This is a genomic window from Acinetobacter sp. ABJ_C4_1, from assembly GCF_044538495.1.
GTDB lineage: Bacteria > Pseudomonadota > Gammaproteobacteria > Pseudomonadales > Moraxellaceae > Acinetobacter > Acinetobacter nosocomialis_A.
The window spans coordinates 235,378-251,139 of the sequence record NZ_JBIUCQ010000003.1; the positions used below are offsets into that span (position 1 = coordinate 235,378).

General features: G+C 39.1%; 15 protein-coding genes and 4 tRNA genes. 13 read left to right on the top strand and 6 right to left on the bottom strand.

What is annotated here, in order from left to right; genetic code table 11:
- Positions 1-10: 10 nt before the first annotated feature.
- The 3 genes from ACIF8R_RS06365 to rluD form a co-directional block, all read right to left on the bottom strand.
- Positions 11-562, bottom strand: coding sequence for a flavodoxin family protein (locus ACIF8R_RS06365; RefSeq protein ID WP_396479774.1), 552 nt, complete (start codon positions 560-562; stop codon positions 11-13).
- Positions 563-783: 221 nt separating this feature from the next.
- Positions 784-1,521: a peptidoglycan editing factor PgeF gene (gene pgeF, locus ACIF8R_RS06370; RefSeq protein WP_396479776.1), complete on the bottom strand. Its 738-nt coding sequence runs from the start codon at positions 1,519-1,521 to the stop codon at positions 784-786.
- Between the two features lie 10 nt (positions 1,522-1,531).
- A complete protein-coding gene (gene rluD, locus ACIF8R_RS06375) occupies positions 1,532-2,584 on the bottom strand; it encodes a 23S rRNA pseudouridine(1911/1915/1917) synthase RluD (protein WP_311070476.1) in 1,053 nt (350 codons plus the stop codon).
- Between the two features lie 71 nt (positions 2,585-2,655).
- Between rluD and ACIF8R_RS06380 the strand changes: the two genes are divergently transcribed.
- A complete protein-coding gene (locus tag ACIF8R_RS06380; protein WP_396479778.1) occupies positions 2,656-3,777 on the top strand; it encodes an outer membrane protein assembly factor BamD in 1,122 nt (373 codons plus the stop codon).
- A gap of 158 nt (positions 3,778-3,935) precedes the next feature.
- The gene (locus ACIF8R_RS06385) at positions 3,936-5,801 is read left to right on the top strand and encodes a DNA primase (RefSeq protein WP_396463610.1); all 1,866 of its coding nucleotides are present in this window, start codon (positions 3,936-3,938) and stop codon (positions 5,799-5,801) included.
- Here ACIF8R_RS06385 and hemA read toward each other — a convergent pair.
- Complete coding sequence (gene hemA / locus ACIF8R_RS06390; protein ID WP_396479780.1) at positions 5,798-7,081, bottom strand: glutamyl-tRNA reductase; 1,284 nt, start codon at positions 7,079-7,081, stop codon at positions 5,798-5,800. The two genes, ACIF8R_RS06385 and hemA, sit on opposite strands and share 4 nt — an antisense overlap.
- 88 nt (positions 7,082-7,169) lie before the next feature.
- Here hemA and ACIF8R_RS06395 point away from each other — a divergent pair, with 88 nt between their 5' ends.
- The 11 genes from ACIF8R_RS06395 to panD all read left to right on the top strand — a co-directional run bounded on the left by ACIF8R_RS06395 (position 7,170) and on the right by panD (position 13,244).
- A complete protein-coding gene (locus tag ACIF8R_RS06395; protein ID WP_263613062.1) occupies positions 7,170-8,879 on the top strand; it encodes a tetratricopeptide repeat protein in 1,710 nt (569 codons plus the stop codon).
- A gap of 4 nt (positions 8,880-8,883) precedes the next feature.
- Positions 8,884-9,462 carry a lipoprotein insertase outer membrane protein LolB gene (gene lolB / locus ACIF8R_RS06400; protein WP_304591776.1) on the top strand — a complete coding sequence of 193 codons (579 nt, stop codon included), beginning with the start codon at positions 8,884-8,886 and terminating at the stop codon, positions 9,460-9,462.
- Positions 9,463-9,480: 18 nt separating this feature from the next.
- Positions 9,481-10,314, top strand: a complete 834-nt coding sequence (ispE, locus tag ACIF8R_RS06405) for a 4-(cytidine 5'-diphospho)-2-C-methyl-D-erythritol kinase (protein ID WP_396479782.1) — start codon at positions 9,481-9,483, stop codon at positions 10,312-10,314.
- Positions 10,313-10,387 (top strand) — tRNA-Gln (locus ACIF8R_RS06410). Before ispE ends, ACIF8R_RS06410 begins: the two co-directional genes overlap by 2 nt.
- A 26-nt stretch (positions 10,388-10,413) precedes the next feature.
- Positions 10,414-10,488, top strand: a tRNA-Gln gene (locus tag ACIF8R_RS06415).
- 20 nt (positions 10,489-10,508) lie between these two features.
- Positions 10,509-10,583, top strand: a tRNA-Gln gene (locus ACIF8R_RS06420).
- Between the two features lie 91 nt (positions 10,584-10,674).
- A tRNA-Gln gene (locus ACIF8R_RS06425) sits at positions 10,675-10,749 on the top strand.
- Between the two features lie 36 nt (positions 10,750-10,785).
- A complete protein-coding gene (locus tag ACIF8R_RS06430; RefSeq protein ID WP_002120445.1) occupies positions 10,786-11,736 on the top strand; it encodes a ribose-phosphate pyrophosphokinase in 951 nt (316 codons plus the stop codon).
- A gap of 98 nt (positions 11,737-11,834) precedes the next feature.
- Positions 11,835-12,131: a 50S ribosomal protein L25 gene (rplY, locus tag ACIF8R_RS06435; RefSeq protein WP_263613059.1), complete on the top strand. Its 297-nt coding sequence runs from the start codon at positions 11,835-11,837 to the stop codon at positions 12,129-12,131.
- A 20-nt stretch (positions 12,132-12,151) separates the two neighbouring features.
- Positions 12,152-12,733 carry an aminoacyl-tRNA hydrolase gene (gene pth, locus ACIF8R_RS06440; RefSeq protein ID WP_002050315.1) on the top strand — a complete coding sequence of 194 codons (582 nt, stop codon included), beginning with the start codon at positions 12,152-12,154 and terminating at the stop codon, positions 12,731-12,733.
- Between the two features lie 130 nt (positions 12,734-12,863).
- Positions 12,864-13,244, top strand: coding sequence for an aspartate 1-decarboxylase (gene panD, locus ACIF8R_RS06445; protein WP_016142035.1), 381 nt, complete (start codon positions 12,864-12,866; stop codon positions 13,242-13,244).
- 52 nt (positions 13,245-13,296) lie between these two features.
- Here panD and ACIF8R_RS06450 read toward each other — a convergent pair whose 3' ends face one another.
- Positions 13,297-13,857 carry a GDYXXLXY domain-containing protein gene (locus tag ACIF8R_RS06450; protein ID WP_311070141.1) on the bottom strand — a complete coding sequence of 187 codons (561 nt, stop codon included), beginning with the start codon at positions 13,855-13,857 and terminating at the stop codon, positions 13,297-13,299.
- The gene (locus ACIF8R_RS06455; RefSeq protein WP_396479785.1) at positions 13,857-15,638 is read right to left on the bottom strand and encodes a DUF2157 domain-containing protein; all 1,782 of its coding nucleotides are present in this window, start codon (positions 15,636-15,638) and stop codon (positions 13,857-13,859) included. The genes ACIF8R_RS06450 and ACIF8R_RS06455 overlap by 1 nt, the downstream gene beginning before the upstream one ends.
- Positions 15,639-15,762: the final 124 nt, after the last annotated feature.

Sequence of the window (15,762 nt, forward strand, 5' to 3'; positions counted from 1 at the left end):
CATGATTTATTTAATTTAATCTATATAAAAGCCCGGCAATATACTCACCAAACCATTTTGCAGTATCTAAATCACCTTGCGGTGGAGTAATTTCAACAGGTGCATTATCTGACTGAGTCATTAAACCTAAACAGCTCGATAAACGGTTTAAATCAGTTTCGGTATGGCCTGTTGTCATTAAAGGCAAACCAGACCAGAGCATGCCATGCTGCATCGCAAAAATATTAAGCTGTTGCAAAACCGCCAGTTTATCACCACTCAAACCACCCGAATTTGCAAAACCTGCTGCTAACTTGCCTTGCCATAAACGATTTTTCCAACGTTTAGATGTACTATCCATAAACTTTTTAAAATCGGCAGTTACGCTTCCCATATACGTTGGCGAGCCAAAAATAATACCCTGTGAGGCATCTAAAACATTCCAGTCAATGTGCTCAATATTCATCACATGTACTTTAACACCCATTACCTCTGCACCAGCAGCAATAGCAAACGCTACCTTTGCGGTATGACCATAGGGGCTGTGATAGACAATAGCGAGATGTTTTTCAGGCAAAGACATAAGCTTAATTTTTTGAGCGATTTTTTGTATTTTATCATTTTATTAAAACTTGCTAAACCATGATCTATAAATATCAAAGACTAGCTTTTTAACGAATTATTTTAGTAAGTACTGAAAATACAAAAATAAAAAACTCTCTTATGCCATTTTAAAATCTAAATAACATAAGAGAGTGATAACACAACAATCGTACTTCTAAAATGAAATACGATTTTTATAAACTAAATAAAAACAAAAGTTGCCATACGTCCCGTTTTAGCATCACGGCGATAAGAAAAGTACTCATCTTGCTGCTGATATGAGCATTGATCGCCACCTAAAACTTGCTTAACACCAAGTCTTTGTAAAATAAAACGAGCAATCGCATATAAATCTGCGTGAAATTTATTTGGAGCCGCTCCATCAATAAATGCAGTTTCCAATTCAGGATATTTACTACAAAAAGCAGTTTTTACTTCGGCTCCAATTTCAAAACAAGGTTGACTAATCGCAGCTCCTAACCACGCCCAAGTTGGAGGGCTCTGCATCGCAGTAACTGTATTTTCAATAATACCACCCGCCAAACCACGCCATCCTGCATGCAAGTTGGCAACCTCAGTGCCCTCAGCATTACCAAGGACTACAGGTAAACAATCGGCTGTCATCATCATTAATGCATGACCTTTGGTTTGCGTAACCAAGCCATCGCCAATTAAAGCTGTAAAGGGAATTTGTTCATTTACCGTATGACAAATTGTACTATGCGTTTGGGTCATCCACGTCATTTTCTTAACGCCAAACTGAGCAAACTCTTCTAGCAGCATCATTCGATGCTGCTGAACGCGACCAGCTTCATCTTTAACATGTAAAGCAAGATTAAAGCCTGTTAATTCGTTTTGATCCGTTGGCAAAGCCAAAGGATGTTGAATACGTGTCTGCCCTACAAATACGCCTTGAGGTAAACCTTGAACAAATTCCATATACATGTCCTTAATATGCAGCGTTTTCTGAACGTAACACATTAACCAACTGAGTAAAATCTTCAGGCCATGGTGCTTCAAATAACATTTCTTCACCAGTACGCGGATGTTTTAAGCCCAACTTAGCTGCATGCAATGCTTGGCGTTTAAAACCACGTAAAGTTTCAATCAGCAATTCAGATGCACCAGCAGGCACACGTACACGATTCATATAAACCTGATCACCAATTAAGCCGTAGCCAATATAACTAAAATGCACACGGATCTGATGTGTTCGGCCTGTTTCTAGACGCGCTTGCACACGAGTAAAATCTTTAAAACGCTCTTTTACATTGTAGTGAGTCACCGCATCACGCCCGCCCGGCAAAATTGCCATTTTTACACGGTCAACTGGGTGGCGTTTAATTGGCTCATCAATTGTACCGCCAGCAATAATATTTCCATAAACAACCAAGTCATATACACGATAAACCGACTTATTTGCCAATTGTTTACTTAAAGAAAATTGCGCTTCTAACGTTTTAGCAACAACCAGTAAACCGCTGGTATCTTTATCGATACGATGTACTAAACCAGCACGAGAAAGTTCCGCCAATTTTGGAGAATGGTAAAGCAAAGCATTTACTAAAGTTCCAGAAGTATTACCTGCTCCAGGATGTACCACCATCCCTACTGGTTTATTAATGACTAAAATATCGTCATCTTCATAAACAATGTTGAGTGGAATGTTTTCAGGTTGACTCGTCGTCTGAGCTTCAAGCTCAACTTCGAGTGTAAGCAGCTCTGTGCCTTCACAACGGTGCTTAGGTTTGACAATGTTACCATTCACCAACAGATGGCCATCCTTCAACCATTGCTTGAGCTTTTCACGCGAAAACTCACTCCACACCATAGCTGCAACTTGGTCGATGCGTTGCCCTAAGTAGCTTTCATCTAGCTGAACTTGCAACGATAAACGTGTTGCAGTTGTATCAGAAGTATGGTTATCTGCATCCTCAGAATCTTCAAGTAAATTGAAGTCGGTTTCAGAGAAGTTTGTGTTTGAAGATTGTGCTGAAGTCATTTGATCATTGAGATAAAAGTGGTTTAATAGCGCAATTGTAGCTCATTGCCCAACATAACAGAGGAGTTTTTATGTCGCTACCACGTTATAAAATTACGATGCTTGCCTTATCTCTAGGTGTAGCGTCTGCATTTGTGGGCTGTAGCAGCAATCCAAGTAAAAAAGATGTGGTCGATACTGGCCCTCAATCTAGCGAACAAGCATATTTTGAAAAGGCCCAAAAGTCGCTTGACCGTGGTCAATATCTTGACGCGACCAAATCTTTAGAGGCGATTGATACCTATTATCCAACTGGACAATACGCACAACAAGCACAACTTGAACTTCTCTATTCAAAATTTAAACAAAAAGATTATGAAGGGGCGATTGCTCTAGCTGAACGCTTTATTCGTTTAAATCCTCAGCATCCAAATGTAGATTATGCCTACTATGTACGCGGCGTATCTAATATGGAGATGAACTACGACAGCTTATTGCGTTACACATCTTTGCAACAATCACACCGTGACATCAGTTATTTAAAACTTGCTTATCAAAACTTCGTTGATTTGATTCGTCGCTTCCCAAGTAGCCAATACTCTGTCGATGCAGCACAGCGTATGAAGTTTATTGGCCAAGAGCTTGCTGAAAGTGAAATGAATACAGCACGTTTTAACGTTAAGCGTAAAGCATGGGTTGCTGCAGCTGAGCGTTCACAATGGGTAATTGAACACTACCCACAAACACCTCAAGTACCAGAAGCACTAGCAACTTTGGCATACAGCTATGACCAGCTGGGCGATAAGGCAACTTCACAACAATATATCGAAGTTTTAAAGCTTAATTATCCTAGTCTGGTTAATAAAAATGGCACAGTAAACATGCGTGCTGCCCGTAAAGAAGGCAACTGGATTAACCGTGCTACCTTGGGTATTCTCGGCCGTGAATCTAAGTCTACAACACCAGATACTACGACTACTGAAACAGAACCTAAACGTAGTCTACTTAACCGTGTAAGCTTTGGTTTAATTGGTAATTCTGGTAAAGAAGAAACTCAAGAAACAACAAAAGCACCAGTTGAAACTCCAAAAACTGAACGTAGTTGGACTAACCGTTTAAGCTTCGGTTTACTTGATAAACCAGAAAAAGCAGCAGAAGGTGCAACCACTGCACCTGCAGCATCTTCGTCTGAACCAGATGACGCTGCTCAATAAGCAATAACAGCTTAAAAATAACCAACAAACAGGCAAGTGATATCACTTGCCTGTTTGTTTTTATAAAATAGTAAAATATTTATCGGGCATATCTCGGTTCATCATGTCAGAATAATCTGACCTATCGCATCATTAGTTTAAACACGGTTATCTGAATTATGGCAATTCCACAGCATACGATTGATCAGATTCTAGATCGGACAGATATTGTCGATCTAATTGGTCAACGTGTGAAATTGAAAAAGACCGGACGAACATATTCTGGTTGTTGCCCTTTTCATCAAGAGAAAACCCCCTCTTTCCATGTTTATCGCGATAAACAGTACTATCACTGCTTCGGCTGTCAGGCAAACGGAAATGCTATCCGCTTCTTAATGGACATTGATAACCGAAACTTTATCGATGTCATGAAAGAGTTATCGAGTAATGCGGGGATCGAATTACCCAAAGATAATACTGATAATAAAAAACTGTCTTATACCCGCCAAGTTACGAAGCCACCTGTTCCGCAAAAAACGGTTGTAGAACCAAGTACCCAAGCGCCTATAGATGATCAGTACAATACGCTTGAACCAGTATATTTTGACGATCCATTTGCACAGTTTGAACAGCCATTTAGTTTTGATGAACCTGTACAAGAAGGTAATTTATATGACTTACTGGAAAATGTTGCTCAGTTTTATGAACATCAATTACCAACAAGTCAGAAAGCTAAAAATTACTTCAAACAGCGTGGTTTAACTGACCAGACTATTCAATTCTGGCGTTTAGGTTATGCCCCAGAAGACTGGCAACATTTAGAAAAAGCGTTTCCTTACGACATTGATGGTTTAAAACAACTTGGACTCATCCGTTCAAGTGATAGTGGTCGTGACTTTGACCTTTTACGTGATCGCGTCATTTTTCCAATTCGAGACCCTAAAGGCCGTGTAGTTGGTTTTGGTGGTCGTGCGCTCAATGATGAAATTAAACCTAAATACATTAACTCGCCAGACTCAGAAGTTTTCCATAAAAACCAATTACTTTATGGTCTCTATGAAGGTCGAAAATTAAAGTCTAATGACTGGTTAATGGTTGAAGGTTATATGGATGTCATTGCTTTACAGCAATATGGCATTACAGGCGCTGTCGCGACTTTGGGAACGGCGAGTAATACTGAACACCTTAATATTTTATTTAAGCAAAATAATCGAATTACCATTGCCTTTGATGGCGATATCGCAGGTCAAAAAGCAGCACGTCGAACTTTAGAAATTGCATTACCCCTCCTAAATGATGGCCGTGAGCTTAAGTTCTTTGTATTGCCAAATGACCACGACCCAGACTCCCTGATCCGACGTGAAGGTCTCGAAAACTTCCAAAGGCTGTTAGACCAAGCTCCCCTGCTCTCTGATTTTGTTTTTGCCCATCTTACGGGTCAACATGACATTAGTACGCCTGAAGGCAAGAGTCTTGTTATGGGTGAGTTAAGGGAACTCACCGAGTTATTACCAAAACAAGGTTCCTTCCGTTATCTATTAACCCAATCTTTCCGTGAAAAATTAGGTTTAGGTAAGCGTTTTACTCCACAAGTTAGTCACGATGCATCGTTATCATTTAATATTCAAACGAAAGATGAAGACTTTGCTGTCGCAATTTTGATGCACCATCCATTTCTTTATATTCATTTTGAAGGATTGCGAGCTTATATTCCGCAAGATGAATTATTGGCTAAAATATTAGCAATTTTAAACCGTATATTTGATGAGTTGCCTGATGACCAAGAGCTAGCGACTTATTATGTTTTAGGTGCATGTAGCAGTTATTGCCATGAAATTGCAGATATTATGCAAAGAACCAATATTCAGGCATTAACTCAAGCACCTGAAGTCGCCGATAAACTCGCTAAAGAATATGCGTTAGGCTTACAAGAAAGATATTTACGTCAAAAACTGAAATCTAAAATTTCATTAGTTGAGTCAAGAAACTTAAGGCAACAACTCAATGAGCTCACCAAACAAATCAGTTTAAGACTACTGTCTTAACGTTTTGGTTTTCGCTCATGATCAAATACATCCTGTAAATGCTGTTGTAGCCATTCGAAATGATCAGGGTTTTCTGCTTTAGCAGCTTCACGTAGCAACATAGATGTTGGATGCATTAACTTTTGTGTCAAACGATGGGCTAACTGCTGTAGAACTTGCTCTGGATCTCCACCGTGATGCAAAGCTTCTAACGCATGAGCAAGCTCGTGTTGACTAATTTCTTCACTATGTTGGCGATAAGCATGAATGGTGCTACCCGCTTCTTTGACTTTTTGATGTGTGATCAGTTGAGTGGCTAACTGATTCACCATCACTTCCGCTTCAACAGCTGCTTGACGACGTTGAGCCAAGTTTTCATCAATTACACTTTGTAGATCATCTACACCGTATAAATACACCCCATCAAGTGATTCCACTTTAGGGTCAATATCACGCGGTACAGCCAAATCAACCATCAACATTTGTTGATAACGGCGTTTTTTTAATGCACTTTTGACATCTGCATATGCAATAACTTGATGCAAACTCCCCGTACAGCTTGAAACAACATCAGCACGATATAAATTTTCTGATAACGCTGAAAAATCAATAATCTCAACTTCAACACGATGGGCAATTTCTTGTGCTAACTGGTCAGCACGCTCACGGCTACGGTTACAGATAATAATCTTGGCTACACCCATTTCCGCTAAGTGTTTGGCAACCAGACTGTTCATTTCACCTGCTGCAACCACCATCACTGTGAGTCTTTCAGGTTTACTAAAAACCTGTAAAGCCAATTGTGCAACCGCATAACCCATTGAAACCGCATGGCTACCTACAGCTGTTTCTGAACGCACACGCTTAGCTGCATAAAAAGCATACTCAAATACACTATTTAATTCAGGAGAAACCGTTTGCGCCTCTTTAGACAATGCTAGAGCACTTTTCACCTGCCCTAAAATTTGAGGTTCACCCAACATGAGTGAATCCAAACCACTTGCGACACGCATTAAATGTGTGATGGCTTGAGCATTCTCGTAACGATAAACATGATGAATTAACTGCTTTACATCAATATTATTGGCATCGGCTAACCATTTCAGAAGGCTTTCGGCATCTTCCGCCATGGCGTAGACTTCTGTACGGTTACAGGTTGAGACAACCACCAAGTCTTTTAAAGACTCGTGATAACGTTGCTCGGCAAGCAAATTACTTAATCGCTCTGCATTGAAAGCAATTTGCTCGCGGAGTTCTACAGAAGCTGTTTGATGGTTGACACCCAATGCAAAGAAAGACATATCAGATCATCATTTCGCTAAATTTATGCTATTGTGCAACATCGGTGTCATAAAAAGCATTACTTTGGATCAATAAAAATTGCGTCAAATGAATAGCCGTATAAATTTTAACGGTGCTTCGATAAGACAGTATTCTACCACATTCTTATTGTTAGGTAGCATGTCCTCATATGTCTATGCACGTCCGTTGCAAGAGACCTATGCCGTGCATTCATTTGATCAGGCTCTACAACAGAGTATGGTCGCTGAATTTGCCTTAGCTTACGACGATATTCCTACAGCACTACATAATTACACCGTGCTTGCGATTAGAAGCAACTCAACAACAATTAAACAGCGTGCCCTAGATGTTGCACTTGAATATAACGACTTACAAGCTGCACTGAATATTGCAACACACTGGGTGGTTCAAGAGCCTAAAGACGTCCCTGCTTTGTTTTATTTATCGCATATTGCTTTAAAAACACATGAATATCAGCTTGCTGCCGAAACTTTAGATAAAATTTTAAAAATTGATCCAACTGCCGATCTTGAACAAATTTTGGCAAGTATCGCACCTGAAAATGCACAAGATCGAGAAGTTTTATTAACTGCTTTACGTTCAAGTGCAGAGAAGGAAAATCCTTCTATTTTAGCGCTTATCGCGAACCTAGAAGCACAAAATGGGCAATTAGAACCTGCTCTAAATACCATTAACCGTGCACTACGCCGTCGCCCTAAAGTAACCAGTTTTATCTTGATGAAAGCAAACCTATTGATTGCCCTAAGTGATCAAGAAGGTGCTTTAAAATGGTATGCAAAATCCAGTCGTAAATATAAGAAAAATCTAGATATTCGCTTAGCTGAAGTGCGTTATCTTATCCAAATTAACCAACCTCAGCTTGCTCTTGAAAAATTAGAAAAAATTATAGAGAGTAATCCTCGTGCTGAAGAGGCACTGTTCATTGCAGGCTTAACCAGTATTGACCTGAAGCAATATGATAAAGCTGAACAATATTTGGTTGATTTACGCAACTCTGCAAAGTATCAAAATGAAGCGTATTACTACTTAGCCATTAATGCAGAACGAAAACAGCATTATGAGACTGCCAAAGCCTATTACCGTTTAGTAGATGGTAGTCTCTACATCGTTTCAAGGCGTAATCTAATTGCGATCTATGATAAACAAGAAAATTTACATGATGCTTTACGGTTTTTAACTCAAGAGCGAGTTAATTATCCGCAGCATGCAAGTTTTCTCTATCAAGCTCAAGCCGAAATTTTAAAGAAAATGGGCAATAAAAAGGCTGCCTTAAATTTATTAGATGAAGCAATCAAAAATTTACCAGATGACCCAGAACTCATCTATGCAGAAGTCTTATTATTAGACCCTTATACTGACCGCGATAAACTCGATAAAACACTCAAGCAATTATTGCAGTTAGAACCAAATAGCCCGACCTATCTGAATGCCTATGCGTATACGCTGGCTTTACAAAACCGCAGATTAAAAGAAGCGCGACAATATGCTGAACAAGCATTGGAATATGCACCAGAACAAGCTTCGATTTTAGATACGCTAGGTTATATCGCATTTTTACAAAATGATTATGAGGGCGCAGCGGAAGCTTTAGGCAAAGCTTATGAGCTTAGTCATAACATAAATATTGGGATTCGTTACGCTAAGGCACTGTATATGCAAGGATCATTAACTGAATTTAGTGCTGTGTTACAACAACTGAAACAAAAACACGCGAATGATCCACAATTACACCAGCTTGATGCGTTAATTTTACCTACATCTGCAAAAAAGAGTTAAATTTATGAGCAAACTTGCCCAACTGTGCACAGCGATCTGTGGATCAAGTGTGTTATTTTTAACCGGTTGTCAGCATTTTACTCAGCCTAAACCTGCAGTTACCCACCAAGTGCAAGACGAAAAACATTTCAATTTGCAAGGTAAAATTGGGGTACGCACTCCGCAACAAAGTGGTAGTGCCTTCTTCACATGGGTTCAACAGCAAGATAATTTCGATATCGAGTTAAGTGGCATTTTAGGTGTTGGAAAAACACAAATTCAGGGAAAACCGGGTGAAGTCACTTTAAACAGTGCTAAAACTGGCGTTATTACAGCGGCATCCCCTGAAGAACTTTTAGAACGTGCTACTGGTTGGCAAGCGCCGATTACTCATTTAACCAGTTGGATTTTAGCAAAGCCAGCAACTTTAAATGCCCAAATTAGCAAAGATAATGCAAATCGTGTGAGCCAACTCATCGAAGATGGTTGGACGGTTAATTTTAGTTATGATGGTGAACAAACTTTGCCAAATAAATTGGTTTTAAAGCAACCTCTTGCTGAAGATAAAGAAAACCGTATTACAATGGTTATCCAAAACCGTTAAACCTAACTATATAAATCTATGATTCGAGTTCCTTCCCCAGCCAAGCTCAACCTGTTTTTACATATCACAGGACGTCGTGAAAATGGTTACCATGAACTACAAACCATTTTCCAACTCATTGATTTATATGACTGGATGACTTTTTCTCCTATTGAGAAAGATGAAATCCAAATTGAAGGTTTAGGTGAGGTTCAACTTGAGCAGAACCTAATTTATCGGGCTGCTCAAATACTAAAACCGCATGCAAAAAAGCTTTGTGGTCTACACATCAAAATTGAAAAAAATATTCCAATGGGTGCAGGTCTAGGCGGAGGTTCTTCGAACGCTGCCACAACACTTATCGTTTTAAATCAATTATGGGAATGTGGCCTGACTCAGGCAGAGCTTGCAGACTATGGTGTAAAACTTGGTGCAGATGTTCCTATTTTTATTTATGGTAAAAATGCATGGGCTGAAGGTATTGGTGAACATTTAACATTCATAGACTTAGATCAAAAACAGTTCATTATTTTAAAACCTGATTGTTTTATCAGCACTCAATTGCTTTTTTCACAAAAAACATTGACAAGAGACACTAAGACCACTAAATTTTGCGCCTATCAGTTAGAACCTTCTAATTTTGGAAATAACTTTGAGCCTTTGGCTAGAAAGTTATACCCCGAAGTTGAAGAAGCGATGCAATATCTTGATCAATTTGGTCATGCAAAGCTTACAGGTACAGGTGCTTGTGTTTTTACTGAAGTGACCGATGAAATGAATGTTGATGACATTCTTAAACATGCACCATGTAAAGCTTACTTGGTACATAGTTTAAAAGAATCTCCTCTACACCATTTTAAAGTTGCAAGTTAGGGGCGTCGCCAAGTGGTAAGGCAGCGGGTTTTGATCTCGCCATCCGTTGGTTCGAATCCAGCCGCCCCTGCCAATTTCACCTGTAATGATGATTATATTAGGGGCGTCGCCAAGTGGTAAGGCAGCGGGTTTTGATCTCGCCATCCGTTGGTTCGAATCCAGCCGCCCCTGCCATCATATATATCATCGAATTTAGGGGCGTCGCCAAGTGGTAAGGCACCGGGTTTTGATCTCGGCATCCGTTGGTTCGAATCCAGCCGCCCCTGCCATTCTCTTATTTTAAAGACAGACTTAATTGCCTTGCTTTTTGTTGATAATTCTTGACATTGCATTGCAAAAATATTAAAGTTCTGCCGCATTAGGGGCGTCGCCAAGTGGTAAGGCACCGGGTTTTGATCTCGGCATCCGTTGGTTCGAATCCAGCCGCCCCTGCCATCTATTTTATTACATACCAACCGCCAAGGGTGCTTCATGCCCAATCTTGTCGTTTTTAGTGGAAATGCTCATCCACAGTTCGCTCAAAAAGTCGTAAGTCACTTACATATCCCTCTAGGTGCTGCATCAGTCGGTCACTTTTCTGATGGAGAAATTTCAGTAGAAATTACTGAAAATGTTCGTGGTAAAGACGTATTTATCGTTCAGCCTACTTGTGCTCCTACCAATGATAACCTTATGGAAATCTTGGTGATGGCAGATGCTTTGCGTCGTGCAAGTGCTGGCCGTATTACCGCTGTTATTCCTTATTTTGGTTATGCTCGCCAAGACCGTCGTCCACGTTCTGCACGTGTGCCGATTACAGCTAAAGTTGTTGCAGACATGCTTACCACTGTTGGTATTGACCGTGTCGTGATGATTGACTTACATGCTGACCAAATCCAAGGTTTCTTCGATATTCCAGTCGACAACATCTACGGTACTCCTGCTTTGCTTGCTGACTTACGTCAACAACAACATGATAACCTTATGGTGGTTTCTCCTGACGTTGGTGGTGTAGTACGTGCACGTGCTGTTGCCAAACAGATGGGTGACATCGATTTAGCAATCATCGACAAACGTCGTCAAAAAGCCAATGAGTCGCAAGTTATGCACTTGATTGGTGATGTAAAAGATCGTGATTGCGTTATTGTAGATGACATGGTTGATACAGCCGGTACATTGTGTAAAGCAGCTGATGCACTTAAGCAATTTGGTGCACGTCGTGTTGTTGCTTATGCAACTCACCCTGTACTTTCAGGTAAAGCAATTGAGAACTTACGCAACTCAGTCATTGATGAGTTAGTTGTAACTGACACAATTCCTCTTTCTGAAGAAGCATTGACCTTGGGCAAAATCCGTCAAGTTTCTGTTGCTAGCATGGTTGCTGAAACGATTCGTCGTATTAATAACGAAGAGTCTATCAGCGCGATGTTCGATAGTTTATAATATTGCAGCTTTTTCTTAACCCTGGCTTTGGCTGGGGTTTTCTATCACTAAACTGGTCGCAAGTTTAGTTTATTTAATCTTTAATGAGGATTTATCTCATGGCAAACTTCGTATTCAACGCTCAAGCGCGTGCTGAAGACAAACAAGGGAAAGGTGCGAGCCGCCGCCTTCGTCGCGAATCTTTAGTTCCAGCTATCATCTACGGTGGTAACGCTGAGCCTGTAACTGTTACTTTAGAACTTCGTGAGCTTGTAAAAGCTTTAGAAAACAATGCTTTCTTTGAAGAAGTTGTAGAAATCAAAGTGGGCGACAAAGTTGAAAACGTTAAAATCCAAGCGTTACAACGTCACCCATCTAAAAACACCCCTATGCACGCTGACTTCAAACGCGCATAAGTGTTTAAAGGCGTAAATTAGTGTCAAATATTTCGCTAATTGTTGGTTTGGGCAATCCTGGTTCAGAATATGCCCAAACCCGCCATAATGCAGGCTTCTGGTTCGTTGAACAGCTTGCAGATAAATATGGCATTACATTAAAAAATGATCCAAAATTTCACGGAATCAGTGGTCGTGGTAATATAGAAGGACATGATGTTCGCTTACTTCTACCAACGACTTACATGAATCGTTCCGGACAAAGTGTTGTTCCTTTCTCAAAATTCTATCAAATTGCTCCAGAAGCAATTCTGATTGCTCATGATGAACTTGATATGAACCCTGGTGTAATTCGTCTCAAAACAGGCGGTGGACACGGTGGTCATAACGGTTTACGTGATATTGTCCCACATATTGGTCCAAATTTTCATCGTTTACGAATTGGTATTGGACATCCAGGTTCAAAAGAAAGAGTTTCTGGGCATGTACTCGGAAAAGCACCAAGTAGTGAACAAAGCCTGATGGATGGAGCAATTGATCATGCTCTTTCTAAAGTAAAGCTACTTGTTCAAGGACAGGTATCACAGGCCATGAACCAAATTAATGCGTATAAACCAGCTTAAATTGTTGAACAATCAAGCTTGCTATCTTGCTTTTTTAGGAGCAAAATGCGCATCAGCCATCTTGCCCGAATGGCAAAGGCAAAAGATTTCACTATAAGATCTTCTTAGGTCTACTCAGGAGACGCTAGCCATGCTATCTCGTTTATTAAAATGCAAAATTCACCGTGCAGTTGTAACCCATGCTGAACTTCACTATGAAGGTTCTTGTGCAATTGATGGCGTATTGATGGATTTAGCTGGTATTCGTGAATACGAAGAAATCCACGTTTGGAACGTAACTAATGGCAAGCGCTTCACAACTTACGCGATTCGTGGTGAAGACAACTCTGGCATTATTTCAGTAAACGGTGGTGCTGCTCACCAAGCAGATGTAGGCGATTTAGTTATTATTGCTACATTTGGTGATTTCACAGAAGTTGAAGCAAATGCTCATAAACCACGTTTGGTATATGCAAACCCAGATAATACAGTCAACCACACAGCGAATTGCATTCCTGTACAAGTTGCTTAATTAAAGATTTAAAAATAAAAAAGCCCGTAAATACGGGCTTTTTTATTTGACTTTACAAATTCCTAGCAGTCCCCTTCCACCAGCTTCGCTGCTGCTTACAGTTTAAAGGCTGTAGTTCTTCTCCTCTTAAATCAAATAAAGTCGCCTCGCCTTTTGTATTTACCTTAAATTCAGCATACTTTGCTTTTTCATAGCATTGAGCTAGACCTTCGGCAAATAAAAAACTTCGAGAAGCTGGATATAAAGCCTGCAAACGATTTTCAGGATTTTTTAAAATTAAACTTTGCCCAGCAAATGAATTGTGAGTATCTAAAATTGTACGAACTACTCGATTTTGTGAATCCAAAATAACTTTTGCTGGAATATTGGCATGATTAAGAATCACTTGATCTAAAGCTTCACCTTCGCTTCCTGAAAGTGCTTTAAGAGATTGTAAATTTAATTCATACGCCAGCGCCATGTAGTCCCCTTGTAATATGGAGCGAGGGTCAACGGGCTTAAGCTTAATAAAAATACTTTTACTCTGATGCAGGCGCCATTCATTTTTCGCTACCAAACCTGCAAAAACTAATACAGTGACTATTGCAAGTATAAGAGAGAAATACTTTTTCATTACTTTTCTCCCTCAACAAAATTGTTCTTAGCTTCTTGTAGGAGCAATCCATATACGGCCAACAATATAATTCCTGACACTAGGATTGATGCACTTTTAGCTAGAAAACTTAATTGTAGACTGTAATAAAGTTGCCAAAGTACAATAGCAAACACAAGAAGTGTAATACCGTAAACAACGCGATCTTTATTTTTTAAGGCCCATGTCAAAATTATAAATAGAATGAATACATCAAAATAGCCGAGTGCAATAAGTACTATGCCAAAAATTAAAAAGGCAAAAAAAGTTATAGCGTGAAGTTGCCTATAGAGATAGAAAAAACTAAAGCACAATAACCATAGACTTGGTAAAACATAGAAAAACCATGATGACTGATCAGCCGAATCAAGCAATGCTAACCCTATAAAATTATCAAAGAATGAGTTCACCAAAATCACAGCAAGTACGCATAAAAAGATACTCCGCTCATACAATATAGCTGCCTTACTCCCTATTAGTAGTACTAAGCTAAAAATTAAATAGTTAAGTAAAGTTAAATTGAAGTAAGTTTGAGTCGGATGTACTGACCACAATGAATGGTCTAGTTGCAGTATGTAGATAAATGCTATGCCATAAGTTGCGAGCATTTGAATTAAAATAAAGAACCAATGAGGCTTAAGAAAATAACTGATACATAGCATAAAAATCTGGGCAATCAACACCCATAAAATTTGATTTGTCTCAGAACCAAGATGGAATAAAAAAGCAGTCTGCCCACTCACAAATAAACAATATACAAATTGCCGAATGAAATAGCTTTGAGATTTTGTCAGTAATGTTATAGCTATAACAACAAAAATGATTCCAATAATTAAAGAAATAGTCTCCCAAAATACGAGTGTAAATGCTGCAAGTGCTAAACCAGCAAGCCAAGCACCAATTGCTAAAGGAATGACATAAAAACGACTTTGGCGAAAAATTCTTATTAAGAAGTAACTAATGAGTGCAAACCAAATAAAAATAATGCCCGCAATCAATAAAAAAATAAACTCATTAGAATCTTTAAATAAATGATTAATACCATCTACAAGCCATATTGTTGCGGTTACACCGAGAACAGCAGCCATCAAACTGGCACATAGCTGATCATTCTTTTTAAAGAAATAATAGAAAGCAATAACGCCTAGAAAGAAAGCCGAGATCAGATACGGTAAATTTTTATTCGATAAAAATTGGATCATCCCTATTATTGAAATAACAGCAAACCAAGCAATAAAAATAAAACGTAAAGCCGTATATTTTTTTTGGCAGACCCAAAATAGCACAAGGCTTAATAGATTTAGAGCAAAAAGATACAGATAGGGAAATTTCTCTGCCAAAAAAGTCTGTCTAAAAAATAAAAAAAGTGTAAGTTGGCCTGTAATACAAACTAAAGCAAAAATACCGATATTAGGTCGATATAACCAAGGTAATAAAAGCAAAGTCCAAATCAAGAACAATAAATAACTGTCTGCACCAGTTTGATAAACTTGCCCTATTACAGCCAGACTCAAACCGACCATCAAGCCACAAATACCATGTAAGGTCTGCCGAACCCCCTCGCTTAAAGTATCTTTTACGCTCACCCAAGCAGTGACAAGTAATATAACAGGTGGAATGATGAGTTGAATGCTATTAGGAAGCATCAACCAGTTAGCAGCAATTAAATAAAGAATACTGAGCGCCATAAATACATAACTGAAAATATGGAGATGCTGAATAAATAAAGTATTCCTAAATGGATAATCGTCTCTAATCTGCATGAAAAACCTGTTTTATTTATAATTTTCTATAAAAAACATAGCATTCACTTTTAAAACCAACAAGTAAGCTCTTGTTAAAAAACCTATTTCGATTTATGAAAATACTTATTCATAATGAGACTTA